This window comes from Vreelandella maris, from assembly GCF_013371085.1.
In the GTDB taxonomy this organism is placed as follows: Bacteria; Pseudomonadota; Gammaproteobacteria; order Pseudomonadales; family Halomonadaceae; genus Vreelandella; species Vreelandella maris.
The window spans coordinates 1-23,734 of sequence record NZ_JABWCV010000039.1; the positions used below are offsets into that span (position 1 = coordinate 1).

The 23,734-nt window shown below is 53.8% G+C and carries 21 protein-coding genes and 3 pseudogenes; 17 read left to right on the forward strand and 7 right to left on the reverse strand.

The genetic code is table 11. The annotated features are described in order from the left end of the window. A pseudogene (locus HUO07_RS20105) lies at positions 1–101 on the forward strand (IS5/IS1182 family transposase); the annotation flags it as partial. 32 nt (positions 102–133) lie between these two features. Here HUO07_RS20105 and HUO07_RS20110 read toward each other — a convergent pair. After that, positions 134–1,369 (reverse strand): GGDEF domain-containing protein, encoded by a 1,236-nt coding sequence (locus HUO07_RS20110; RefSeq protein ID WP_176304965.1) that lies wholly within the window; start codon positions 1,367–1,369, stop codon positions 134–136. An 89-nt stretch (positions 1,370–1,458) separates the two neighbouring features. Further along, on the reverse strand, positions 1,459–1,860 hold the full coding sequence (locus HUO07_RS20115; protein WP_176304966.1) for a DUF2784 domain-containing protein: 402 nt from the start codon (positions 1,858–1,860) through the stop codon (positions 1,459–1,461). A gap of 251 nt (positions 1,861–2,111) precedes the next feature. Here HUO07_RS20115 and HUO07_RS20120 point away from each other — a divergent pair, with 251 nt between their 5' ends. Continuing rightward, a complete protein-coding gene (locus tag HUO07_RS20120; RefSeq protein ID WP_176304967.1) occupies positions 2,112–5,606 on the forward strand; it encodes a putative bifunctional diguanylate cyclase/phosphodiesterase in 3,495 nt (1,164 codons plus the stop codon). A 96-nt stretch (positions 5,607–5,702) separates the two neighbouring features. Here the strand turns inward: HUO07_RS20120 and HUO07_RS20125 are convergent, their stop codons facing one another. Both HUO07_RS20125 and HUO07_RS22320 read right to left on the reverse strand, forming a co-directional pair. Beyond that, positions 5,703–6,887, reverse strand: coding sequence for a methyl-accepting chemotaxis protein (locus HUO07_RS20125; protein ID WP_176304968.1), 1,185 nt, complete (start codon positions 6,885–6,887; stop codon positions 5,703–5,705). Between the two features lie 104 nt (positions 6,888–6,991). After that, positions 6,992–7,270, reverse strand: a pseudogene (locus HUO07_RS22320) (Tar ligand binding domain-containing protein); the annotation flags it as partial. Here HUO07_RS22320 and HUO07_RS20130 point away from each other — a divergent pair. The 9 genes from HUO07_RS20130 to HUO07_RS20170 all read left to right on the forward strand — a co-directional run bounded on the left by HUO07_RS20130 (position 7,152) and on the right by HUO07_RS20170 (position 17,502). After that, positions 7,152–7,469 carry a hypothetical protein gene (locus HUO07_RS20130; protein ID WP_176304964.1) on the forward strand — a complete coding sequence of 106 codons (318 nt, stop codon included), beginning with the start codon at positions 7,152–7,154 and terminating at the stop codon, positions 7,467–7,469. The pseudogene HUO07_RS22320 and the gene HUO07_RS20130 sit on opposite strands and share 119 nt — an antisense overlap. A 481-nt stretch (positions 7,470–7,950) precedes the next feature. After that, positions 7,951–9,414, forward strand: a complete 1,464-nt coding sequence (locus HUO07_RS20135) for an ATPase domain-containing protein (RefSeq protein WP_176304969.1) — start codon at positions 7,951–7,953, stop codon at positions 9,412–9,414. 143 nt (positions 9,415–9,557) lie between these two features. Beyond that, entirely contained in the window at positions 9,558–11,705 is a 2,148-nt protein-coding gene (locus HUO07_RS20140) for a putative bifunctional diguanylate cyclase/phosphodiesterase (protein ID WP_176304970.1), read from the forward strand. Positions 11,706–11,880: 175 nt separating this feature from the next. Next, on the forward strand, positions 11,881–12,468 hold the full coding sequence (locus HUO07_RS20145; protein ID WP_176304971.1) for an NAD(P)H-dependent oxidoreductase: 588 nt from the start codon (positions 11,881–11,883) through the stop codon (positions 12,466–12,468). A 211-nt stretch (positions 12,469–12,679) separates the two neighbouring features. After that, positions 12,680–14,437, forward strand: coding sequence for a sensor domain-containing phosphodiesterase (locus HUO07_RS20150; RefSeq protein ID WP_176304972.1), 1,758 nt, complete (start codon positions 12,680–12,682; stop codon positions 14,435–14,437). Between the two features lie 329 nt (positions 14,438–14,766). Further along, positions 14,767–14,901, forward strand: a complete 135-nt coding sequence (locus HUO07_RS22075; RefSeq protein ID WP_281362679.1) for a hypothetical protein — start codon at positions 14,767–14,769, stop codon at positions 14,899–14,901. Positions 14,902–15,051: 150 nt separating this feature from the next. Then, positions 15,052–15,807 (forward strand): phosphatase PAP2 family protein, encoded by a 756-nt coding sequence (locus HUO07_RS20160; protein WP_176304973.1) that lies wholly within the window; start codon positions 15,052–15,054, stop codon positions 15,805–15,807. Positions 15,808–16,042: 235 nt separating this feature from the next. Further along, positions 16,043–16,597, forward strand: a complete 555-nt coding sequence (locus HUO07_RS20165; protein WP_176304974.1) for an invasion associated locus B family protein — start codon at positions 16,043–16,045, stop codon at positions 16,595–16,597. 437 nt (positions 16,598–17,034) lie between these two features. Continuing rightward, on the forward strand, positions 17,035–17,502 hold the full coding sequence (locus HUO07_RS20170; RefSeq protein ID WP_340162514.1) for a tyrosine-type recombinase/integrase: 468 nt from the start codon (positions 17,035–17,037) through the stop codon (positions 17,500–17,502). Positions 17,503–17,740: 238 nt separating this feature from the next. Here HUO07_RS20170 and HUO07_RS20175 read toward each other — a convergent pair whose 3' ends face one another. From HUO07_RS20175 to HUO07_RS20185, 3 genes are read right to left on the reverse strand one after another with little or no spacing between them, the layout of a single operon-like run. Beyond that, positions 17,741–18,556 carry a RodZ family helix-turn-helix domain-containing protein gene (locus HUO07_RS20175; RefSeq protein ID WP_176304975.1) on the reverse strand — a complete coding sequence of 272 codons (816 nt, stop codon included), beginning with the start codon at positions 18,554–18,556 and terminating at the stop codon, positions 17,741–17,743. A gap of 16 nt (positions 18,557–18,572) precedes the next feature. Next, complete coding sequence (locus HUO07_RS20180) at positions 18,573–19,307, reverse strand: HupE/UreJ family protein (protein ID WP_176304976.1); 735 nt, start codon at positions 19,305–19,307, stop codon at positions 18,573–18,575. A 53-nt stretch (positions 19,308–19,360) separates the two neighbouring features. Then, a complete protein-coding gene (locus HUO07_RS20185) occupies positions 19,361–19,729 on the reverse strand; it encodes a hypothetical protein (protein WP_176304977.1) in 369 nt (122 codons plus the stop codon). A gap of 133 nt (positions 19,730–19,862) precedes the next feature. Here HUO07_RS20185 and HUO07_RS20190 point away from each other — a divergent pair, with 133 nt between their 5' ends. The 6 genes and pseudogenes from HUO07_RS20190 to HUO07_RS20210 all read left to right on the forward strand — a co-directional run. Then, complete coding sequence (locus HUO07_RS20190) at positions 19,863–20,138, forward strand: metal-sensing transcriptional repressor (RefSeq protein WP_008957440.1); 276 nt, start codon at positions 19,863–19,865, stop codon at positions 20,136–20,138. A gap of 34 nt (positions 20,139–20,172) precedes the next feature. Beyond that, positions 20,173–21,558 carry an MFS transporter gene (locus HUO07_RS20195; protein ID WP_176304978.1) on the forward strand — a complete coding sequence of 462 codons (1,386 nt, stop codon included), beginning with the start codon at positions 20,173–20,175 and terminating at the stop codon, positions 21,556–21,558. A gap of 42 nt (positions 21,559–21,600) precedes the next feature. Beyond that, positions 21,601–22,221, forward strand: coding sequence for a tyrosine-type recombinase/integrase (locus HUO07_RS20200; protein WP_176304979.1), 621 nt, complete (start codon positions 21,601–21,603; stop codon positions 22,219–22,221). 141 nt (positions 22,222–22,362) lie between these two features. Continuing rightward, a pseudogene (locus HUO07_RS21920) lies at positions 22,363–22,602 on the forward strand (IS1380 family transposase); the annotation flags it as partial. A 120-nt stretch (positions 22,603–22,722) separates the two neighbouring features. Continuing rightward, positions 22,723–22,923, forward strand: coding sequence for a hypothetical protein (locus HUO07_RS20205; protein ID WP_176304980.1), 201 nt, complete (start codon positions 22,723–22,725; stop codon positions 22,921–22,923). A 45-nt stretch (positions 22,924–22,968) separates the two neighbouring features. After that, on the forward strand, positions 22,969–23,734 hold a 766-nt coding region (locus HUO07_RS20210; protein ID WP_176304981.1), incomplete at its 3' end, for a cation:proton antiporter domain-containing protein.

Below are 23,734 nucleotides of genomic sequence, written 5' to 3' on the forward strand. Positions count from 1 at the left end.
TGAAGCCGTATCGCGCCATAGCGACGCGTTACGACAAGCTCAAGCGAAACTACGAAAGCATGGTGGCCTTAGCTTGTGGTTGTTTATGGCTGCCCATGTGAAACGTCAACAGACCCTAGTACATGCGCATCATCTATTGAGTAAGATTAAAGGCACCCCTGCCTTCGCCCTCTTTTATACCATCGCGACACACCACGACTTGGTTCCTGCCGCCGCGCTTGCCAGCATAAAGCATCTGATCCGCCCGTGTGATGAGAGAGTCTAGATCAACCCCATCACTATTCGTTGCAGCCACCCCGATGGTGACACTTGGGCTCAGCTCGCTCATCTCTTCCTTTAACGGCAGCTCAGCGACCTTCTTTTTCAAACACTCAGCGATGATTTGCGCATCGTTTGGGTTAGTGTTCGGCAGGGCCACTACAAACTCTTCACCACCAAAACGTCCTATTACATCCGAGGGACGCAGAGACTCTGCGCAAACCTTAGCGATTTTGGTCAACACCCAGTCCCCATAGCTATGCCCCCAGGTATCGTTAATACTTTTAAAATGGTCCACATCAATCATGAAAAGGCTAAACGGCATCTTTTCGGATTGGGAGCGTTGCAATAAAGCTTTGGCCAATTTCATAAAATGGCCGCGATTATTGAGATTTGTCAGCGCATCCCGCTCAGCAACTACTCGTAGTTGCTCTTCCAATGCTTTTCGGTGCGCAATTTCGTTGTGCAACTGGTGATTTTGATCACGCTCTTCGAAAAGCAATGCATACTGCTTACGCTGCAGGCTCTCCAAACGCAGCAAGGCAAAGAACCCCACCACGATTCCCATGATCAACAAAAGTGCGATGCGAAGCGCCGTTATCGGGGCAATCTCCGTAAACAGAACAGCAGCGACTAAAAAGCCAATATTTAAGTAGAGGCTGGCAAACACCACTACGGTTAGCAGGTTGGGAATTAGAAGATAGAACGCCATGGTGGCGACTACCACGGCGGTGATTTGAGTGGAGAGACTTTCGGGGCGCAAGGGAATAATCAAAATGATACCCGTTGCTAATATCCATAATGGCAAGGCGTGCAACCAAGCTCGATAAAAGCGCCCTCTTCCGTACCTGACTAGGAAGGCCACAAACAGGCAAAGGCTTACCACTACGATGCGCATGGTAAGGAGCAGGTAAAATTTTCGGGTGAGGCCGAGCAGGTAGTAATCCGAAATCGAAAACATGCCAAAGACTAAGGTGGCAACACTCAAGGAAAAGCTGAATTCCAACCTAACGCTTTCCTGGATAGACCGGCGATACATCGACTCGCTGCCAGCGTCGCAAAATTGGCCCGTTAACCAATGCACCTGGTTACGCTTTTTTCGTAATGGCAAAGCCCCACACTCCCTGAGTAACGCGGCGATTTCGTTCGGGTTCAGTGAACAAAACTACTCCACTAACCGGAACAGTCAACTAGGGTGAGTTAGCGAACACGCTTATGTGGCTTCACCACCAGCCAGCTCGCCAACACCAAGCTGCCGAATAGTGTGTAAACCACCACAAACACCCACGCCGGCAACGTGAAATAGAGCAGGCTATGCAGCCAGTGCTGAATAAAGGACCCCGAATAGGTGCCAGCGCCCGCCTTTGCTCTAAGCGCCATTTCCCAGGTAGTTAACGGGCAAACGACGCCTAACCAGACTTGAGCCACCACATAGCCAATCGCACACAAATGCACGATGCGGAAAAAGCGATTGCGCACCCACTGCCAGTTCAGAAAATAGCCCACGTAAACTGCGAATAAGCCGAGTACCACGAAGGCCACAAACAACACATGAAGTATGAGGATGGCGTCGGCTAGCAAAAGTAGCCGGGATGGTGGCATAGGGAAGGGGCTACCTTTCACAAAACACCTCAACCTCTAACTGAAACATTTGTTTACATGGATACCAGCGCTTGTTAATAAAACCCTTTTTATACTACTTATCGCTAATTGCGCACTAAGCTTACTCCTGTATAACAGCGCAATATTTTTGCGCCGCCATAGACTAAAAGCCCGTCTGCAAGGCCTCTCCCAGCGTTTCCACCCATTGGGGCAATGCTTCTCACACCATAGCCGAAGGACAACAACAAAAGATGGCTCAGAGTAACCGTCGTCTCGCCATGCAGGCTTGGCTGTTGATTCTACTCACTAGTAGCTTGCTGATCAGTGTCAGCAGCTTGCTGCTAGACCGCGTTGCTCCCCTCCCGCTACCTCCACAGTGGCGCTTGAGCCCTGACGGCACCCTTGCCGTGCTGGTGGTTAGCGTCGGCCTGCTGGCCCTTCTGAGCCACCAGTCACGCTGGCGACGTTTAGCTGGCGGCCTGATGCTCGCATTGGGTGGTTATAGCCTTGGCCACGATCTTCTCGCACCGGGAACGGACGACGGGCTTTCATGGCTCACCGGGCAGCCACGCCTGGGCACGGTACCTGCGTTGCTGGTAGTGATTATGGGAACGAGTTGTTTCTTTTCTCCAACATCAGGGGGCACCCGGCGCGGTTATCGTTTGATCGGCTGGGCATCGATCATCATCGGCGTTACTACGTTGGCTTACCCACTGATCACCCAGACGCCACCCAACTCGGTGGCAGGCCTCACCTCCATGGGTAGCTTATTCTGCCTCCTGCTGGGCGCCGCTCTATTGATTATTGCCCATCAGCGCACCTATCCGACGCTGCCACTGCCCCGCTCTGCCATTATCGTCGGTGTGTTAGGCGTCACGGCCAGTATCATGATCTGGCTGGTCAGCAGTTGGGTTCAGTACAACGCCCGCCTCACCGCTGCCGATACGCTAGTGAACAATGTTGCCGACGGCATTGAGCAGCGAATTGAGTCAAGAGTAAAACAGGTTGAGCGCCTCACAGAGCGCTGGATGGCGTTAAGAGGCGAGGGGCGTAACGTCGTTCGCGAGCTCCAAGAAGTAGAGATGCGAACTTTTATGCGTGACGAGCCAAGCTTGCTGGCCATCGTTCACTTAGCCGATGACGCCCAAATACGATGGCGAGTGGGCCGCGAACCCGCAAACCTACTATGGATGATGGATCAGCTGACCGGCCCCGCGACACTGGGCTGGCTACGTCAACACAATGAAATTCATCAGCGTGTCAGCTGGTATTTTCCTGATCCCGAACGCAGCAGCCACGGTTTACTAGCGGTGACGCTCGATCGGGGACAGACCACTATGCTGGCTGCCATCGACTTAGCCGAGATCATCCAGTTGCAGCGTCACCTGGATACAAGTGGCTTCATCATCACTTATACCTCAAACGACCAAACGTGGGGCACGCTGTCTGCCAATGATTGGCACGAAGCGCTTATCCCGAGGGCGTTTGACTCTCACGAGGTGATGCTGCCCGGCGGGCCAACCTTCACGATTACAGCACTGGATGGACCGCTGCCCCTGAGCAGCCTGCCCGGCGCTTTGCCGGTGATCTTTGGCCTGCTGGGGTTGGTGTTTTCTTATCAGTTGATTATTAGCCGTGCCCTAAGTGCCTTCCGCGATCAGCAGGCCGCCGCTTTGCAGCTCAATGAGCAGCGCTTCCGATCCCTGTTCACCCAGAACCCAGATGCAGTATTTGCCCATCACCGTGACGGCACCTATGAAAGCCTCAATCCGGGGACGGAAGCCATCGTGGGGCTCTCGGAAATCGAACTACTGGGGAAACACTACCGCACAGTTGTCTGCGAGCCAGCGTGTTCCAAACAGGATATTGAGCGGACAGAGGCCGCTTTCCAGCGCGCCGTCAACGGCCTGCCCAGCAGCTATTCCATGCGATTCGCGCACGACGAGGCAGCTACTCAGGATTTGGAAGTAACGATGGTGCCCATCGTGGTCGATGGTGAGGTCAACGGCGTCTTCGGTATTGCCAAGGACATCACCGATCGCGTTGCCGCTGAGGAGCGGCTGCACATCCTGGAGCGTAGCCTTGCAGCGAGCGGCAACGGCGCCATGATCATTGACGTTCGCACGGATGAAAAACAAGTGGTGTATGTGAACCCCGCGTTCACGCGTATCACCGGTTACCTAGAACAAGAGGTCGTCGGCCACGCGCCGCTCCTCCTCAGCGGTGCTGAAACGGATACTGCGGACACCGAGCAGATTCAAGCAGCGATCCAGCAAGGCACTAGCCTATCCACCACCGTGCGCACTTATCGTCGCGATGGCTCCCCCTTTTGGAACCAGCTGCTTCTGTCGCCGGTGAAGGATGCCAACCAACAAGTTAGCCACTTCATATGCATTATCAACGATATTTCCGAGCGTAAGGAGCAGGAGAGCCAGCTGGCTTATCAGGCAACTCACGACGTTCTGACTGGCCTCGGCAATCGAGCGCTATTCAGTGATCATTTGGCCCATGACGTTGAATTGGCCGCTCGCAATGGCCAAACGTTGGCCGTACTGTTCGTTGACCTGGACGAGTTCAAACCAATCAACGATACGCTCGGCCACAACGTTGGTGATCAGCTCTTGATCAGCGTGGCAGAGAAGCTGCAGCAAGGATTGCGGGTCAGTGACACCCTTGCCCGTTTGGGTGGCGATGAGTTCGTGCTGCTGCTACCCGACTTGAATCACCCCGATGAAGCCGAAGAAGTGGCCGGCCGGCTGCTGGATGCACTCAATAAGCCTCACCGGGTCAGCGGCCACGAACTCCACGTATCGGCCAGCATTGGTATCGCCGTGAACCGCGGCGGGCTCGATGACCCCGAGCGGCTGCTTCAGCACGCTGACATGGCCATGTATAAAGCCAAGCAGCAAGGTCGTAATACCTACGAGGTGTACACAGAAGATCTCGACAGAAAGCTCAGCCAGCGCGTTACCCTGCGCAGTGAGCTACAGGAAGCCATCGAGCACGGCCATCTCAACCTGCATTACCAGCCACTGATTAATCGAGAAGGCGAGGTCGACGGACTGGAAGCGCTGGTTCGCTGGTACCACCCGACCAAGGGCTTTATCTCGCCCGCGAAATTTATTCCCATTGCGGAGGAGACCGGACAGATCATCCCGCTGAGCCGCTGGGTGATGCGGCAGGCCTGCAAAGATGCTCAACAGCTGGTGGCACAAGGCTTATTAAAAGGACGTATGGCAGTCAACCTGTCGCCCCTCCAGTTTCACCGCCCCAACTTCCTCAGCACGTTGCGCAACGTACTGAACGAGACGCACCTTGCACCTGAGCATCTGGAGCTGGAACTGACCGAAGGCATCCTGATGCGTGATGCCGACGGCGCCATCGATATCCTTCACGCCCTAAGCGGCATGGGGGTCAGTACCGCCATCGACGACTTCGGCACCGGTTTTTCCAGCCTGAGTTACCTGCGCGACCTGCCCATTGATAAGATCAAGATCGACCGCAGCTTCGTGCAGGATGCTGTCAAGAGTGACAAGAACGCCGCCATCTGCCAGGGTGTTATCACCTTGGCGCTGGAGCTTGATCTCAGAGTGGTTGCCGAAGGTATCGAAACGGTAGAACAACACGACTATTTGATGTCGCTAGGCTGCGAGGTTTTCCAAGGCTACCTGTTTGCCAAACCGATGCCGCTGGACAGCCTTATCACCTGGCTCACGCAAAAAGCCCAAATGACATCTAACGTATGACGGCAACATCGAGGTGACTCTCCTGTGGGGCCACCCTGATGTTGAGCCTTCAATGGTTTTCGTTATATGAGCCTACTGGCCAGCTTTAGATTATCGTTAGTTTGCCGCAGTGGATACCTCGGTACTCAGTGGCTTTTGAGGCAGTGAGGGAGTCGACGATGCAACGCCTTCTCTGAGCTGAAAGGTGCCAACAAGATCTGCCAGGCGGTCAGCCTCATCTTCCAGTGACGCCGCCGCGGTACTGGTCTGTTCGACCAAAGAGACGTTTTGCTGAGTTGCACTGTCCATCTGATTGACGGCTATCGATACTTGGCTGATGCCGCTCTCCTGCTCTTTCACGGCATCCTGAATCGTCTGCATCATAGTCGTGACCTTCTGGATGGCCTGCATAGTGGCGTCCATTTCCTCTTGTGTCTGGCCCGACTGCTCGGCTCCAGCGGTAATATTCTGGGTGATTTCCAGAATAATGGCACGAATCTCCTTGGAAGCTTCGGCAGAATTGCCTGCGAGCTTGCGCACCTCTCCTGCTACCACCGCGAAGCCGCGGCCATGCTCACCGGCTCGGGCAGCCTCGACTGACGCATTCAGGGCCAGGATATTAGTCTGGAAGGCGATCTCTTCGATAGTGCCGATGATGTCCTGCACTCGTCGTGAACTGGCTTGCATGGTTTCCATCAACTGCGAGGTACGGGTAACGGCTTCACGAGACTCTGTCGCCTTACCGACCGCCTCTTCACTGAGCTGGTTGGCCGAGGTGGCGGACTCACTGGTCTGGCGAACGGTTGAGTTAATCTGCTCCATGCTGGTAGCCGTTTCCTGCAGCGCAGAGGCCTGCTCTTCGGTACGGGTCGCCAGGTCCTCGCTGCCCGCTGCTATCTCACGAGAACTGAGCGCCACTTGATCACCGCTCTGACGTAACAAGCCGATGATATCGACAAGGCGGGCTTGCATCTCCTGAAGCGCCTGGTTCAGGGTACTGATCTCGTTCCGGCCATGCACCTCAATTTGATTGGTGAGACCCCCTTTGGCAATTTGTGCGCAGATCTTGCCAGCATGACGCAGTGGCGCCACGAGTAGTTTCTGAATGCCAACATAAGCACCAATGGTCAGCAGAATAGCCACCAGCAAGAGCGCTGCGGTCAGGACAATAGTTTGTTGAACGCTACTCGCGGCATCCGCCTGCATTTCGGCAGCACGCTCCTCAGCGTAACCCGCGAACGCACGCACACTGTCCGAGAATTCCGCACCGAGTGTGTTGAGCTGTTGGCGCTCCTGGCGCATGGTCTCGATATCCCCGTTTCGATGGCATCGATTAGCCCTGGGGTGACGAGCTTTTCAAAGCCGTCAATCACGGCCTTGAAGTAGGGAAAACGACGCTGAGAGGCATCAACGCTAATATCTCGAAACTCTTCAAATCTGACCAGGCTACTATCCAGGCTTTCTTGCGTCTGATTGAGCGCGGCTGCTGTCATCTCATCGTCGCCGAGCCGAGAAAACTCCTCATATCGCAACATACGCAGCCGCATTTCCAGGAGGTTGGACTCCATGCGATTTGCGGTATTGGCTTGTTCGACGCTGATCTCAGCCAGCTCATTGATATTACTTTTAGAAGCTAACCCGCCAAAAATAGACACCGCGCCGATAATCGCGGTCATGCTGACCATCATTAGCAATAACGTGGTCAGTAAGGTTTTTAATGTAATGTTTCTCATTTTCTTCCCATTTTATGCACGTTATTTTTTACCTAACCCCGCCCCCGGAAAACCTAATTTCCTCAAGGATATTTATGGCATCGACTTTTCTTTATATTTCTTTAGCTCAACGCCTATAGCGATCTGCTTAACCGCTACCTACGGCCTATAAGCGACTTGCCTCTCTAAAACTAAGAGGAAGATATTGAAGTAGCTACGCAGTCTAGGCAGGACATCTCGTCTCGCCTGATAGGGGCTCTCGCCCACGGGCAGATACTGGTAGTTAAATTTCGACAACAGGGAAGAGGCCCCAACAAAGGGCATTATTCTTTTTAAGGAAAATCTCATTAAATCAGTAGTGTTAATCCAGAGGAAAGGTTAAGACCAGCCGAGTAAGTCAGGCATCAAAATGTGTCATTACAAACGGCTTGCGTATGGTGCTCACAATGATTAAGGTTTGCATATTATAAAAAATAGCTAGGCTCACAGGCTCAACATTTCTGCACTTTACAGGCGTGATTTGATATTCCCCTTCAGCCTCATTCCCACTTTACATGTACCTATACAGGATACCGTTTGGCATCATGCCGACTGCTAAATGCTGCCCAGTAATAGACCGCCCGACTAGCCTGGCCGAAAAATAGGAGTTAAGCATGACGCACACCCACGACCCACGTTTGCTCACCGGAGTCGCTGGCCTCGACAAGATACTTCATGGTGGGTTGATTCCACAGCGAGCCTACCTAATTCGGGGTGGCCCAGGAACGGGCAAGACCACGCTCGGAATGCATTTCCTGGCGACTGAGCATGCGTCGGATAATCTGTTGGTAACCTTGGGGGAAGCCGAGGAGCAACTGCGCGATAACGCTAGACGTAGCGGGCTCTCACTTGATGGAGTTAACGTGCTGGATGTGTCGCCCGGCCAGACTAACGATGTCGGAAACAATACCTATAACCTACTGGAAAGTTGGGACGTCGAAGGCAATACCATCCATGACAAGATCCTCGATTATGTTAGAGAACATCGGCCAAAGCGTGTTGTGATCGATTCGCTCAGCCAAATGCGCTACCTGTCGGCCGACACGTTTCAGTTTCGCAAGCAGGTGCTGTCGTTATTGCGAACCCTAACCGGGGAAGGGGCAACGGTAATGATTACCTCCGAGGAAAGCGCGGACGAAGACGATCAAGCATTGCCTTTTTTGAGCGACGGAGTGATCAGCCTAGATCACACGGAGTTTGGTCGCTTATGCCGGGTCACCAAGCTACGTGGCTCTGGCTTTGAAGAAGGCCAGCACTTTTATCAACTTAACAAACAAGGCATGACGCTTTTTCCGCGCCTCATGCCCAACAATCATTCTCGTATTAACTCCCACACTCAAATCAGCTCAGGCCTCCCCGAGCTCGACGTGCTCACCCATGGCGGCATTGAGCGCGGCACGGTGACCTTACTTTCCGGGCCCACTGGCGTAGGCAAGACAACGCTGGGCGCCCAACTGATGAGCCAAGCGGCGGCCAACGGCGAACGGGCAATGATTTACAATTTTGATGAGATTGAATCGACTTTCTTCACCCGCTGTAGGCAGATCGGGCTACCTATCGAGGAAATGGTCAAGAAGGGCCATCTGTGCTTCGAGGCCGTCGAGCCCCTGCTCTATCACCCTGACCAATTCGCCGCTGGTGTGCGCAAGGAAGTTGAGGAAGCAGGCACGACCATGGTGATGATTGACAGCCTCTCGGGGTATCAACAATCGATGGCTGGTGAAAACCTGCAGGAGCGCGTTCACGCCCTATGCCGCTACTTGGTCAACATGGGCGTGACCGTGGTACTGGTCAATGAAGTCTTCACTATTACCGGCAACCAGGCTCGCGTCACGGAATATGGTCTGAGCTATGTTGCTGATAACATCATCATGCTTCGCTACATCGAACTGGACGGCGAGCTGCGCAAGACCATCGGCGTACTCAAAAAGCGAACCGGCAGCTTCGAGAAAGTCCTGCGCGAGTTCGATATCACCTCGGATGGAATTATGGTTGGTCGACCATTGCATGGTATGCGCGGACTACTCAGTGGCGTACCGGAAGTGATTCAACCTAATTATGATAGTGGCACGCTGTGACGGCTCGCGAATACAAAGACGTGAGACGTCCCGTCATAACTATCGCTTTGGCCAATAGAGCCAATGCTGAGCTGTTTAAGCGAATGGTCGGAAACGACGTACATTTGCAGGACGCGCTTTTAGATCAGAGCGACGGGGCGACTATGGAAGTCGACCTAATCGTAGCGGACACAGCGTCGTTACAACGTTACCGCGAACGCATATTACACCTGCGCCAGCGGGCTGCGCCGATGATACTGCCGGTGCTGATGGTCGCCGACAGCCGTTCGCGGCTTCCACCGCGTGTCACCGCTGAACTCGGTTACAGCGTCGATGACATCATGCGCATACCGACCACCCAGGCAGAATTAAAGACGAGGATCGATAACCTGTTGCGCCTGCGCGCCCTGTCACAAGAACAAGAGAACAATCGCCAGCAGTTGGAGGGTGTCGTCAGCGCCCTGCGTACCCTAAATGCCTGCGACAAGGTCATCGTCCGCGCCAAAAACGAAGAGGAGCTACTTAGCTCGCTATGCCAGACCATCGTCGATGAGGAGGGCTACAACCTTGCATGGGTAGGGTTTGCCATCGATAACGCCGACAAGCCTATCGAAATTCAAGCCAGCACCGGGCAGGCCGCAGCTTTTTTGTCCGACCTCACGCTGGGCTGGGGAGAAGATCTGAAGGGATCAGGAACAGTCGGTCAGGCACTACGCTCGGGTGAGGTTTTTGTCGTTAACGACATCTCGCAGGAGCCCACTCTCGCTCACATCAAGGAGCGTGCGCGCTTACACAATCTGGCCTCGGCCATCACCTTGCCATTGATCTTTGAGTCCGGGCCTCTGGGATGTCTGACCATCTACTCGCAGAACCGTGAGCATTTTGGACAAGACGAATGTCAGCTACTAAAACGGCTTGCCGACAACCTAGTATTCGGCTTAAACGCCTTACGCACCCTGCGGGAAAGCCAACACCAGTCAGCCGAAATTCATTATTTGGCCTATACCGATGCACTAACCGGCCTGCCCAATCGTCGTCATTTCATCCACTACCTGAATGGCATGTTAGACACCGCAGAGCACCAAGAAACCTCCGGTACGGTGCTATTTATCGATCTCGATCGTTTCAAACTGATCAACGATGCCCTGGGGCACGAGGTGGGCGACCGTGTGCTTCTTCAAGTCGGCCAACGCTTAAAAGGCGCCGTGCGTAATGACGACCAAGTGATTCGTCAGGGAGGCGACGAGTTTCTGGTACTGATGAATCATGACCCTCGCCAAGGCGGCCCCTCGACGCGGGAAGAGATTATCACCAACGCCTGTGCGCTGGCCGACAGGATCATTGATCACGTATCAGAACCCATGCTGGAAGGCGGATTCACACACCATATTGGCGCCAGCATCGGGATCAGTCTGTTCCCCGACCATGGGCGTGATGCCACCCTGTTGATCGAAAATGCCGACAAAGCGATGTTCGAAGCCAAGCGTCAAGGCAGTGGATGCCGTCTGCTGTTTTCAGAAGACCTCTCGGCCAGCCGCCAGCAGCGCTTCGCCATGGAATCGCGCTTGCGCGAAGCGTTGGAAAACCAACAGTTCGAACTTTATTACCAGCCGATCTTTGAGCTCGACAGCTGCAATATTGTCGCCGTCGAAGCGCTGATCCGTTGGCCCCAGGCCAATGGAGAAGTCCTCATGCCCGGCGCTTTCATGCCAGTGGTCGAAGAGACTGGCTTAATCAAACCTCTCGGTGACTGGGTACTGGAAACCGCCGCTCGACAGTTGAAGGCTTGGCATGACCAGGGCTACAAGCTTTCCATGGCGGTTAACGTCAGCCTTAACCAGCTGCATTCGGGTTGTATCGCAGAAAGTTTTGCTGCCTTGGTGAAACCACATATCGATCCTTGCTGGATACACTTGGAAGTTACCGAAAATGCCCTGATGACCGACCCGGAAGCCATTGAGAGGCTGCTGGAAGAACTTCACACACAAGGCTTTCAGCTTGCTATTGATGACTTTGGCACCGGTTATTCCTCACTGAGCCGACTACAACACCTTTCTATACAAACCCTGAAGATTGATCGCAGCTTCATCAACGAGCTAGAGAAGCCGAATAGCAAGGGCGCGGCTCTGGTGTCGATCATTCAGCAAATGGCCGCCAGCCTAAACCTGCATACTGTTGCCGAGGGCATTGAAACCGATAAACAACGCCAAATACTGCTAGAAACGGCCGGCTCCAACGGTTGGGGGCAGGGTTTCTGGTTTAGCCGCGCCATACCCGCTCAGGCGCTCGAAGCACGATTAAGGGAACAGTGACAATGTAATGGGTGCAAAGAAGGCGGGCACAATCAGAACGTTAGCCTAACCAAGGCGCCCCCTTACGCTTTTCAGCAAGAACGGCACATGGTATCGATGACGTCTAAACATCTCTCCTATATGTCTATACTGAATGCAGCCTCCTATTATTCTGATTGCACCGAGAACCCGCCAAATGAGCCAGCGAATCCTGATCCTGCAGGGCCATCCCGATGCCAGTAAGGCGCACCTTTGCCATTCTCTTGCTGAGCACTATAGCGAAGGCGCCCAGGCCAATGGCCATGAGGTGCGCCTGATCGATCTCGCCTCTCTGGAATTTCCGCTGCTGCGCAGCCAGCAGGAGTGGCAAACGACCCCTCTGCCCGCTTCACTGACGGCGGCGCAGGAATCCATCAGCTGGTGCCAGCACCTAGTGCTGATCTTTCCACTGTGGCTTGGCGACATGCCGGCTCTTGTCAAAGCGTTTTTGGAACAAGTGCTGCGTCCAGGCTTCGCCTTCGAGTATGTGGAAGGCAACCCGCTGGGAAAAAAGGGATTGACCGGACGCTCGGCACGGGTAGTGGTGACCATGGGCATGCCAGCGGTGATCTATCGCCACCTCTATCGGGCGCACAGCGTCAAATCGCTGGAGCGCAATATCCTCGGCTTTGTCGGCTTCTCGCCGGTGCGTGAGACACTGGTCGGTAGCGTGGAGACAATGAACGAGCTGAAGCGTAACGAGTGGTTCCGTAAGCTGCATGAGCTCGGGGCAAAAGCTAAGTGAGACCGGCAGTGGAGATGCCACTTCTCGAAGCCAAGATATTTTCTGTTCAAGCTCAAAGGATAAATTCTGCCCCAGACGATGTCGGAGCCATTAATGTCCCTTTACTGTAAAAAGCATAAGAAAGTGTATTTTATTAATCAATAACATCCACATTTGACTACTATAATCATTACTCAAGGATCAATATTTTCCACAAGGTAGTGAACGCATAATGAGTACCCAAGAACAGGATCGTTTGTTCGCGCTCCGTCAGTTAAACTTGCTAGATACCTCTCCTAGTGAAAGTTTTGACCGGATCACACGGATGGCCAGTCAACTTTTCGGTTTGCCAATCGCAGCGGTGTCGCTTACTGATGAAAACCGTCAATGGTTTAAGTCTAGGGTAGGCGTTGATCATTGGGAGATACCCCGTGAAACAGCGCCCTGCGCAGATGTCTGTAACTCCTCTCACCCCCTTATCATCCAAGATCTTCTCGCCTCGGACTGCTACCGAAATAGCTATTTAGCAAACTCAGGCATTCGTTTCTACGCGGGCGCTCCACTAGTGACTCGTGAAGGCCATACCTTGGGCGCGATGTGCGTTCTGGGCACTCAACCACGTGAGGTATCTGAACAAGAGCAGGCAACGCTTCGCGATCTGGCCGCCATGGTAATGGCACAGATTGAGTTGCAGCACGCCTTCGGCCGGATCGACCCGTTGACGGGCCTTTCCAACCGCCACCAGTTTGCCGAAGACTTGCAGGATATGGAGCGAGATGCGCCGAACGGACGAAGAGTTGCGTTATTTACCGAGGTGGTCAACGCCAGCGAATTAAGTATGTTCCACCGCACCATGGGGCCCGCTTTTCTTGATGAGCTGGCACGGATTGCCGCTCGTTGTCTGCAACAGGCCATTGGTCCATCATCGACGCTCTATTACCTAGGCGGATGTCAATTCATGCACCTGGTGAACCAAGCGAGTGATGCTGAGCTGCTGGAAGAGGCGCTTCGTTTACGCCAAGCGCTACTCGCACTCGAATCCACTCGCGACGTTCCAGTCTTGATACACCCCATCATGGGTATCGCTCCCTTTTGTCTGGGCGAAGTTACGGCCGCGGATGTCTTGCGAATCGCTCATGCCGCTTGCCTGGATGCTCGTCAGGCTGGAGAAGTTGCTGGGCTCTTTTCACTGGACTTGGATGCCCATCATCAACGACGCTTTACCCTACTGGGCGACATCGGCCGGGCACTAGACAATGCAGATGAGCTTTACCTGGTTTTCCAACCACGCGTCTCCCTTGGAAGCGGCGAGTGTTTAGGAGCAGAAGCGTTGTTGCGGTGGCATCACCCAACCTTAGGTGAAGTATCGCCTGGCGAATTTATTCCCCTGATCGAAAATACCCCTATGGCAAAACCGTTAACGCAGTGGGTGTTGCGTCACGCCATTCGCCAGGCGGCGTTTTGGCATCAACAGGGAGAAACACTCCAGATTTCGGTCAATGTCTCAGCCACTAATCTTGAGGAGGAGGATTTTGCCGAGCGGCTTTTGGATGAGATGGCGCGCATGTCACTTCCGAGTACCGCTATAGAAGTCGAACTTACCGAAAGCGCTCTGATTGGCCAGGGGCAGGTAGCGGCCAACCAGCTTAAGGCGTTAATAGCGGCAGGACTGCAAATCGCTATTGACGATTTTGGTACCGGCTATAGCAGTCTCTCCTATCTGCATGAGATTCCTGCCCACACCGTAAAAATCGACCGCCGCTTTATCACCGAGCTTGGTCAGGACGCGCGCACCGAGACGCTGGTTAATTCCATGATCTCAATGGCCCATGACCTAGGCTACCGAGTGGTAGCAGAAGGAATAGAAAACGATATCTCCTACCGCCGCCTTGTGGAACTAGGCTGCAACGAAGCTCAAGGATATTTTATCGCTAAACCTCTATTACCCCTGGTATTCGAAAAGTGGCTACATGAAAGAACAGTTCAATAATGCGAATTGCCTGAACCTCTCCAATTGATTTGGGCTCCCTCGGGTATCGTCGTTATTGCTGCGGTTCCTTCTTCAAATGACCACTTTTAGGTGAAAGAGCCTCAAGTTGGCAAAGAGTTCGATGCCAATAGCTGGCTGCTGTTTTGCGAGAACCCAGCTAAAGATGGCCCAGTTGTTATTCACAGTTCTGTGCTCCCGATACTCTATACTTATCTAAGTGTATGTGAATCGGCGTAAATCACCGTATAAAAATACCTATAACACATGCTCCCCAGTGCTAGTTTAAACAAGACAGCATGACGCTTGAGATAATGAGAGAGGGGTATTCAATGCTTGAACCGCGTGATTTTCAACAAAACGCGTTGCTTAGCCGACTGCCGGAAGAAGAACTGAATCGCCTATTGCCTGATCTCGAAAAGGTAACACTGACATTGGGCTGTAGTTGTACGTTGGCGCTATCTTGAGTGTCTAAGCGGTGGTGGAAATTACGGCCCCCTGGTAAAACGTCATCCTGCTTTAGAAGTAAGTAGTTTTCTGCGCTATTGATAACACTGACACCATAAAAGCGTCAGAATAGACGTTGCGTACCACTTATCAAAGCAAAGGAGTTGCAAATGAAGCGCCATGAAAAAATTAGACAAGCTGGACGCCATAGCTTCTCCTTGCTGGCTCGGCTCGGCCGCTACGAACTAGCGATGCTGCTTTGCGTTGCGGTACTTTCCGGCGGGGTGTGGGGATTCGTCGCGCTGGCCGATGAAGTCACTGAGGGGGATACCCAGACGGTCGATGAGAGCCTGCTGCTCGCCCTTCGTAGTCCCGCCGATCTTAGCGACCCGATCGGGCCGGGTTGGGTCGAGGAAATGGGGCGCGACTTTACCGCGCTTGGCGGTGTCGGCGTACTGGTACTCATCACGCTGGGTGCCCTGGGCTACCTGTTACTCGCCGGACGCTATCGCGCGGCCCTCTTTGCCGCGATTGCGGTACCCGGCGGCATACTCCTCAGCACCGTGATGAAGCTGGGCTTTGATCGTCCTCGCCCGGATCTCGTGCCTCATGAAGCCATGGTTTACACCGCGAGCTTTCCCAGCGGGCACTCAATGATGTCTGCGGTGACCTACCTCACCCTGGCCGCGCTACTCACCCGCGTGCAGCCCGCACTGAGGCTGAAGGCTTACCTTTTGATTCTGGCGATATTACTGACCCTGCTGGTCGGCATAAGCCGCGTCTATCTTGGGGTTCACTGGCCGACTGATGTGCTTGCTGGCTGGACAGCCGGGGCAAGCTGGGCAGCGCTGTGCTGGATCGTAATGCGCTGGATGCAGCGGCGCGGGCAGGTAGAAACAGAAGTTAGCAGTTCGGACACTGAATAACGTGGCTAAAGTAGCGCTGGGCAACACCAATGAGTATTGTCCAGTGGCGTGGGGAAAAACGATAGTCGCCATCCAGCCGACTAAGAACAGAAGACTGAGTGGAGAGGAAAGTAAACCGCCCAGCCACGCTCTGTTAACCTAGCTCTGTTAACCTAAGGGGCTCGACCTCAAGCGAACAAACAGGCATGGTGAGTATGATTATTCACCATCAGCGAACCAACAGGAGGGTACGCCAATGCCGCACAATCTGACCCAAAACCTGACTCAAAACCTATCTAAAAACCTATGCAAGATGGGGCTATTATCGCTCTTAGCGTTGTCTCCCAACGCCTTCAGCCAACAATCGGGGGCGGCTGCCGGTAATGATGTCACCACCGAATCGTTCCAGGATTGGGAAGTCCGCTGCCAGAGCAATGCCGAAGGCCCGACTCCGTGTGCGATGGCGCAAATGGTTACGCAACCTGGCAGCGACCAGCCCTTGATGCAGGTAATTCTTGACTACCCGCCCCAGATCGATGACCCGGTGATGAGCTTCTTCGTGCCGCTGGGGGTACGTCTGGCAGCAGGCTTGCAATTGAGTGTGGATAACGGTGAGCCAATCCAGTTCCCCTATCAGGTCTGCCAGGAGCAAGGCTGCCGTGCTGACGTCCCCATTGAACCAGCGATGCTGCAGCAACTCCGCAGTGGCAGCACAGCAACCCTCAGCATGATTGATCCACGCGGTGAACGCCTGGATCTAGATATTTCGCTGACCGGCTTCACCGACGCCAGTACCCGCATCGCTCGCTGATCTTAGGGGCCTTCCCCGACAAAGCCGGCCGACAAGGGCCGGCAAGTCTACCCTGTTGTTGCCAACGAGCTTGTGTTTCCGTTTGCTGTCGCGGCGTCAATGCACAAATTGTTTTCTACGCTCAGCATTTCGGCCGATGGGCTGAGGCACAAACGATACGTTAGCTGGAAAGCGCTGTTAGGTACCTTAGGTTAGATGTGGATGATGCTTTTAAATGTAAAACTGGCAAAAGTTTGACAGGGGCATACGCAGGTCCTGACTGGACAGCCGTTATCGGCCATGAATGTTTTGACTGAAATCTCCTATACACCTACACCCTTGAATAAAGGTAAGTTGGTTGGGCAGAAGGCACCTCTGCGTCTTCGAGATATCTGGCCATACTTATTCGCCTACAGCTTGCCAACAAGACGAGAGACCTCGCCCTCTTCAATTTAGCCATTGATAGCAAATTACGAGGCTGCGACCTTGTCAAATTACGAATACGGGACATAGCACATGGTGCGTCTATATCCCCCAGAGCTATGGTGATGCAGCAAAAAACGCATCGAACTGTACAGTTCGAATTAACCGAGCAGACCCGAATCGCTATCAAGGACTGGATACATCTTGCTCAGCTCAGTAACGATGACTTCTTGTTTCCCAGCCGAATAAATAGATCGAAACACCTATCTACTCGACAGTATGCTCGTATCGTCAAAGCCTATGTGACCGAAATAGGCCTAGATGCGTCAATTTATGGCACGCACACGATGCGTCGCACAAAAGCGTCGCTGATATACCATCGCACGAACAACTTGAGGGCGGTGCAACTGCTCCTCGGTCACACGAGGATGGAAAGCACCGACAGGTATCTAGGGATAAAGGAAGATGACGCGGTGGGAATGGCAGAACAGGCTGAAGTTTGATGAGGATAAGCGACGGCCTATTTCAGGCCGTCGTTGTCCGGCCAGAAGCCGACTTTAAGATATTTCGCATATACGCCTAAATGGTTTTGCTAACTGAGCTATTGCAGCATCTCATGCGCTTGAAGATAATTTTTTATATCAAGTGGTATATCAATAAACCAATACAGCTACAAATACTTTAATGACACTGGTTCGAAGAAAACCTCTAGCACTCAAGAGAGCGCTAGAGGCTAATCCGTTAAAGGGCCTTAACTAACTCCCCGTAATCGCCACCCACACGTAAGTCAATGGTCACATCGTTGTCATTACGGTTGCGGAAGAACCAACCATGATTGCCAGTAAAAGCGGCTTCTAGCTCACCTTCATCCTCGGGCACGCCACGACCTTTCTCGTAGCTAATGGAATTCCCATTTCCATCACCGTGCGTGTCAAAGTTGACGGGGCCACCGTCTGATGCCCATGCAAAGGTAGCAACCGCCCCTTCTTGCATAGTGAGTTTGTACTCCGTGCCTTCACCTGGCGTCAGGGTAAAGCTCACTTCATCACTCCATGGAGACGCTTCTTCCGCTTGCGCCGTCAGGGAAGTGGCTTCCTCAGTCGCTAATGCCTCTGCCAGCGCCACGCTGGCGTCGGTCATCACCCTTTCAGAATCGGCGGGTGAAGGTTCGACTGGATCACTCGCTGAAGCTGAATTGGCTGTTTGGGGAGCCATCTCTGCATCCGAAGTGGAAGTTTGAGCATCAGCATCGCTTGCCGCCTCAGGCTGGCGATCACTGGCGGTCTCTAGAGATGCAGTGAGTTGAGACGCCTGCTGAGCACTGGATTGATCATTGGCCTGATCAAGCTCGGCTTCCTCAGCCAACTGGGTCTTGATTTCGCCCATCTCTGTCAGCCCCAACAAGCGTCCAGCGCCGGTGGGGTCAATGGCATACTCAGCAGGCAGCACGACGGTGATCAGCAAAGCGACTGCAATGACGGCTGCCATCAGCGTAGAACGAAGCAACTTACCTGTTGACGGTAACTCGGCACGGGTAGGAAGGTCGGTATTGTACATTTGGGTCTCTCTTGAATTAGGCGATGAAATAGCCGGTGAGCTGATAACCAACCAGCATAAAGCCAGCGCACATCATGGCGACGTTAGCGGTATAGGCGTGGCGTAAGAAGCCATTGGTGCGTCGCCAGAATCCCATCACGATAAGGATGGCACTCAGGGCCAGTAGCTGGCCGATCTCTACCCCAACGTTGAACGCCAGGAGATTGGGGACTAATCCATCAGAAGCGATATCGTACTCAATGATCTTGCTCGACAGTCCAAAGCCATGGAACAGGCCGAAGACCAGCGTCGCCACCTTGGTATTGGGCTGAAAGCCGAACCAGCGCTGATAAGCACCGATGTTATCGAGTGCCTTGTAGACAACGGAGAGACCGATGATGGCATCGATAAGGTAGCTATTGATGCCGATATTAAAGTACACCCCTAGCAGCATGGTCGTAGAGTGACCGATGGCGAAGAGGCTGACGTAGATGGCGATATGCTGCATTCGATAGAGGAAAAAAATCACCCCTAGCAAAAACAGGATGTGGTCATACCCCGTCACCATGTGCTTGGCACCGAGATAGACGAATGAGATCAGGTGAACGCCATAGATCTCCTGGATGTACCCTTTGTCGCCTTCAGCAACGGCGTGGGCAAGGGCTTCACCACTGGCTCCCAGGAGCATCACCAGCAGTGTGAAAAGGGTCAGCGCGTGGCGTCGGGCCAAAACAGGCAAGCCGAACGCACCCCCTAGTTGGGATGGAAACATAAAACCTCCACGGGTCTGTCATTAAGTGTTGGCCGTCCAGTGGACGGCCCCAGTCATCCAGCAATGACCGGCCGTGGAGGACGCTCCAAGCGGTAGACACGACGCAGCGGTAGGCCGCTGCGTTCGCCTAGCCGCAGGGCGTCGCGGAAGTTCGACTCGACGGCAATGCCCGTCCCAGGCCGATCCGCTTTTTCGTGAAAGTGACTGCCACTCTCATTATGGAGGTGGCGACTATCTTCGTGCTCGTGGCCATGGGTATGCCCATGGCCCTTCTGCACATTCTCATGGAGAGACAACTCAACGCTAACCATGCTCGCCGCCCCATGCGCACGCGCCTCACCCACACTGGTGAGTACCAGGCTAGGCAGGAACAGCAACAGAAAGGTCAGATAGCCAAGGCGGTGGCGCAGCCGATTGAGCATGTAGAGCAACCAGGATAAAAGTAAAAATCATAAAAATAGATAACCGTCTGCCTTGAACCATAGCGTTGGCAGAATAACGGCGATAGATTACCATCCCCTCCGGGGGGATAGGAATATAATAAGGGAAAAGAAAATGACAATGCATACTCACCAGTCACATCCCGATATCGTCAAGCGCCTGAACCGCGCTCGGGGGCATCTTTCGAGTGTGACCCAGATGGTAGAGGATGGACGCCACTGCCTGGACATCGCTCAACAACTCCATGCGGTAGAAAAAGCCATTCAGCAAGCTAAACGCACCTTAGTGCTGGATCACATCGACCACTGCCTAGACGAAGCCCTGGGTACTCAGAATCAAACGCAGCGGGCGCGGGCTGAAGAGTTTAAGACGATTGCACGCTACCTTTAACCGCTTATAGGCATCCCTCTTTTGAGGAAGTTCTATGCTCGATGTACTCGCCCATCGCATTTACCGCCACCTCTTTCTAGCTCAGGTCATTGCACTGATCGGCACTGGCCTAACCACGGTTGCGCTGGCGTTACTGGCTCACGATCTCGCTGAAGGTCAGGCGGGTGCCGTGCTAGGCACGGCGCTGGCGATCAAGATGGTCGCTTACGTGGGCATTGCCCCTCTGGTCGGCGCCTATGCATCACGCCTGCCTCGGCGCACGTTTTTGGTTAGCCTGGACTTACTGCGTGCAGCCGTGGTTTGTGCACTGCCTTTTGTTACAGAAGTGTGGCAAATCTATGTGCTGATCTTTCTACTCAATGCTTGTTCAGCTGGCTTTACGCCCGTTTTCCAGGCGACGATACCTGACATTCTCGAAGACGAAGAGCAGTACACACGAGCATTATCCCTGTCACGTCTCGCCTATGATTTAGAGAACCTTCTTAGCCCGATGGTGGCGGCGGCACTGCTGATGGTGATGGGGTTTGATGTCCTGTTTATACTCAACGCTCTGGCGTTCGTTATCTCTGCCGCCCTGGTTATATCGGTAACCCTGCCTGCGCCTCTTGCCCTAGAGGAAGCCCCTAGCGTCTGGCGTCGTGTTACCCGCGGCATGCGGATTTATCTGAAGACGCCCCGGCTGCGCGGGCTACTGGCGTTGAACTTGGCGGTTTCAGCCGCCGGGGCCATGCAAATCGTCAACACGGTGGTGCTTGTGCGCTCGGTGTTGGGTTTGGGCGAGAAAGAGGTAGCCCTGGCCTTTGCCGCAGCAGGTGGAGGTTCCATGCTGGTGGCCTTATTGCTGCCCAAGGTGCTGGATCGGATGCCCGAGCGGCCAGTCATGCTGTTGGGCGGCGTTATGATGGCACTCAGCCTCTGCCTGGGCTGGCTTGGCCCATCGTTTGCGGGGCTTGCCGGGCTATGGTTGCTGTTGGGCGCGGGGGCCTCGTTGGTTATGACCCCCTCCGGACGCCTGCTCAAACGCTCGTGTCAGCCGGAGGATCGTCCAGCGCTGTTTGCTGCCCAATTTTCCTTGTCACACAGCTGTTGGCTGGTCACTTATCCGTTGGCAGGTTGGCTGGGGGTAAACCTGGGACTGACGGGAACGTTCGCTTTGCTGGGAACGATTGCTCTGGCAGCAACGGCGCTCACAGCCCTTATCTGGCATAAATCTGACCTGAGAACTCTTGAGCACGAGCACGCAGCCATAACCCATACCCATCTGCACTACCACGATGAACACCATCAACACGAGCATGAGGGATGGGAGGGGCCGGAACCTCATCGCCATTCCCACCATCATTTTCGAGGCTCACATCGGCACGTCTTTGTTATCGATGACCACCATTCTCAGTGGCCATCACAGCACAAGCTTAGGTGAAATGTTCCATTCTTTGATCTCCACCCGATGGAGGATCTTGCCATGAACGTTTCTACTCAAAACCCCTTCACTCCTTGGAATAAAGGCAAGTTGGTTGGGCAGAAGACACCACTGCGCCTCAGAGATATCTGGGCGATCCGTGTTCGTCTACAGATTGCCAAAAAGACAAGAGACCTCGCCCTCTTCAATTTAGCCATCGATAGCAAATTACGAGGCTGCGACCTCGTCAATTTACGAGTCCGAGATATAGCCCATGGTGCGTGCATATCCCCACGAGCCATCGTGATGCAGCAAAAAACGCATCGACCTGTCCAGTTCGAAATAACCGAGCAAGCCCGTATCGCTATTATCGACTGGATACAGCTGGCTCAGCTCCGAAGCGAAGACTTCCTATTTCCCAGCCGAATCAATAGCGCAAAGCCTCTCTCAACGCGCCAATATGCCCGTATTGTGAAAGCCTGGGTTACCGAAATAGGACTAGATGCATCAATGTATGGCACGCACACGATGCGACGTACAAAAGCTTCGCTGATATACCGTCGCACGAAAAATTTAAGGGCAGTGCAACTTCTCCTGGGTCACACGAAGCTGGAAAGCACCGTCAGGTATCTAGGGATTGAGGTAGATGACGCGTTGGAAATGGCAGAACAGACTGAAGTTTGATGAGGCTGAACGACGGCCTATTTTGGGCCGTCATTGTCCGGCCAGAAGCCGCCATTGAGACTTTCCTGATGTAACGCCAACATTCAGCAGCGGCCTTTACGTAGCGAAGCGGAGAAAAGGCCATCCGGTGGAGGGCCGAAGGCCCAGAACGAACTAGAACTAATGGTTAGATTGAAACAATATCCGCACGGCCTGAGCTGCCTGATGGGGAATCAAAACCGTAAGAGGTGGAGCCTAATGAGGTTTCGCGAGCAGGTGCTGAAAGTCGCCGCCACGCTCACCATGCATGCATTGCGGGTGACCTTGCACCTGGGAGCCGCCGCCGACAATTGGTGGCCAACCCTGATGCAAGGAGGGCCAAGATTGGCCGCATTGTCCTAACCGCCACCACGACCGCCTTTCTTAAGGCATCGTCCAGTGGTCGAGGGGCCGTGAGCAAGCGCCCCGCCCTCTTTACTTGATATTATAAGCGACAAGTATTTAGAGAATAAATGAGCATATGTGGCGGTGCTGCCATGTCGTTGGCAGAAGAATAAGAGCCGGAAGCGTGCGATCAGCCACTTTAACAAGACCGTGATGAATCACACGGGTTACCAGTTGACGGTTATGACCACGCTGATCATTGGGGTGAAGAAAACAGGTCTGTCCCCATTTTTGTCCCCCATTTTCGATACCGGAAGCGAAATGCAGCCGTTGGTCTAAGGTTAGAAGAATGGGTATGTGATTTTCGACCTACGGACATGACTGATGACTGACTACTTTGTTCAGGCGTTTATCTACCTGGTGGCGGCGGTAATAGCGGTGCCACTGGCCAGACAGTTCGGGCTAGGGTCGGTACTCGGTTACTTGGTGGCCGGTGTGGTCATAGGACCGGTGACAGGACTGGTGGGCCAGGAGGCCCTCACTCTTCAGCATTTTGCTGAGTTTGGCGTGGTAATGATGCTGTTCCTGGTGGGGATGGAGCTTGACCCCAAATCCATTTGGGCCATGCGGGTTCGGCTGCTCGGTCTTGGCGGCCTGCAGGTCACACTGACTGCAGCCGCAGCCACCTGTTTTGCCTGGTTCCTGGGGATGGCCTGGCAAACAGCCGTGGCGGTAGGGTTTCTCTTATCCCTTTCCTCAACAGCGATTGTCTTGCAGACACTTACCGAAAGGGGCCTAGTCAAAACCGAAGGTGGGCAGAGTGCCTTCTCAGTGCTGCTTTTCCAGGACATTGCGGTGATTCCCATGCTGGCCGTCATCCCTCTGCTGGCCGTGTCCGGAATGTCCGGTAGTGGCAGCGAGGGCGGGCATAGCAGCCTCAGCCTAGTTGAGAACCTGCCGGGCTGGGCGCATGGGCTGGCCGTTGTCGGTGCGATCGTGATCGTGATTATCTGTGGCCATTACCTGAGTCGGCCGCTGTTCCGCTACGTGGTGCGATCCGGCATGCGGGAAGTATTCACCGCCGCGTCCCTGATGCTGATTATCGGCATCGCGGCGCTGATGAGCTTGGTGAATCTGTCGCCGGCGCTCG

What these genes read in the sequence shown, in the direction of transcription:
- HUO07_RS20115 (WP_176304966.1), bottom strand. Translation starts at nt 1,860, where the DNA reads ATGCCACCATCCCGGCTACTTTTGCTAGCCGACGCCATCCTCATACTT.
- HUO07_RS20120 (WP_176304967.1), top strand. Translation starts at nt 2,112, where the DNA reads ATGGCTCAGAGTAACCGTCGTCTCGCCATGCAGGCTTGGCTGTTGATT.
- HUO07_RS20125 (WP_176304968.1), bottom strand. Translation starts at nt 6,887, where the DNA reads ATGCGCCAGGAGCGCCAACAGCTCAACACACTCGGTGCGGAATTCTCG.
- HUO07_RS20130 (WP_176304964.1), top strand. Translation starts at nt 7,152, where the DNA reads ATGCGATTTGCGGTATTGGCTTGTTCGACGCTGATCTCAGCCAGCTCA.
- HUO07_RS20135 (WP_176304969.1), top strand. Translation starts at nt 7,951, where the DNA reads ATGACGCACACCCACGACCCACGTTTGCTCACCGGAGTCGCTGGCCTC.
- HUO07_RS20140 (WP_176304970.1), top strand. Translation starts at nt 9,558, where the DNA reads ATGGAAGTCGACCTAATCGTAGCGGACACAGCGTCGTTACAACGTTAC.
- HUO07_RS20145 (WP_176304971.1), top strand. Translation starts at nt 11,881, where the DNA reads ATGAGCCAGCGAATCCTGATCCTGCAGGGCCATCCCGATGCCAGTAAG.
- HUO07_RS20150 (WP_176304972.1), top strand. Translation starts at nt 12,680, where the DNA reads ATGAGTACCCAAGAACAGGATCGTTTGTTCGCGCTCCGTCAGTTAAAC.
- HUO07_RS22075 (WP_281362679.1), top strand. Translation starts at nt 14,767, where the DNA reads ATGCTTGAACCGCGTGATTTTCAACAAAACGCGTTGCTTAGCCGACTG.
- HUO07_RS20160 (WP_176304973.1), top strand. Translation starts at nt 15,052, where the DNA reads ATGAAGCGCCATGAAAAAATTAGACAAGCTGGACGCCATAGCTTCTCC.
- HUO07_RS20165 (WP_176304974.1), top strand. Translation starts at nt 16,043, where the DNA reads ATGCCGCACAATCTGACCCAAAACCTGACTCAAAACCTATCTAAAAAC.
- HUO07_RS20175 (WP_176304975.1), bottom strand. Translation starts at nt 18,556, where the DNA reads ATGTACAATACCGACCTTCCTACCCGTGCCGAGTTACCGTCAACAGGT.
- HUO07_RS20180 (WP_176304976.1), bottom strand. Translation starts at nt 19,307, where the DNA reads ATGTTTCCATCCCAACTAGGGGGTGCGTTCGGCTTGCCTGTTTTGGCC.
- HUO07_RS20185 (WP_176304977.1), bottom strand. Translation starts at nt 19,729, where the DNA reads ATGCTCAATCGGCTGCGCCACCGCCTTGGCTATCTGACCTTTCTGTTG.
- HUO07_RS20190 (WP_008957440.1), top strand. Translation starts at nt 19,863, where the DNA reads ATGACAATGCATACTCACCAGTCACATCCCGATATCGTCAAGCGCCTG.
- HUO07_RS20195 (WP_176304978.1), top strand. Translation starts at nt 20,173, where the DNA reads ATGCTCGATGTACTCGCCCATCGCATTTACCGCCACCTCTTTCTAGCT.
- HUO07_RS20200 (WP_176304979.1), top strand. Translation starts at nt 21,601, where the DNA reads ATGAACGTTTCTACTCAAAACCCCTTCACTCCTTGGAATAAAGGCAAG.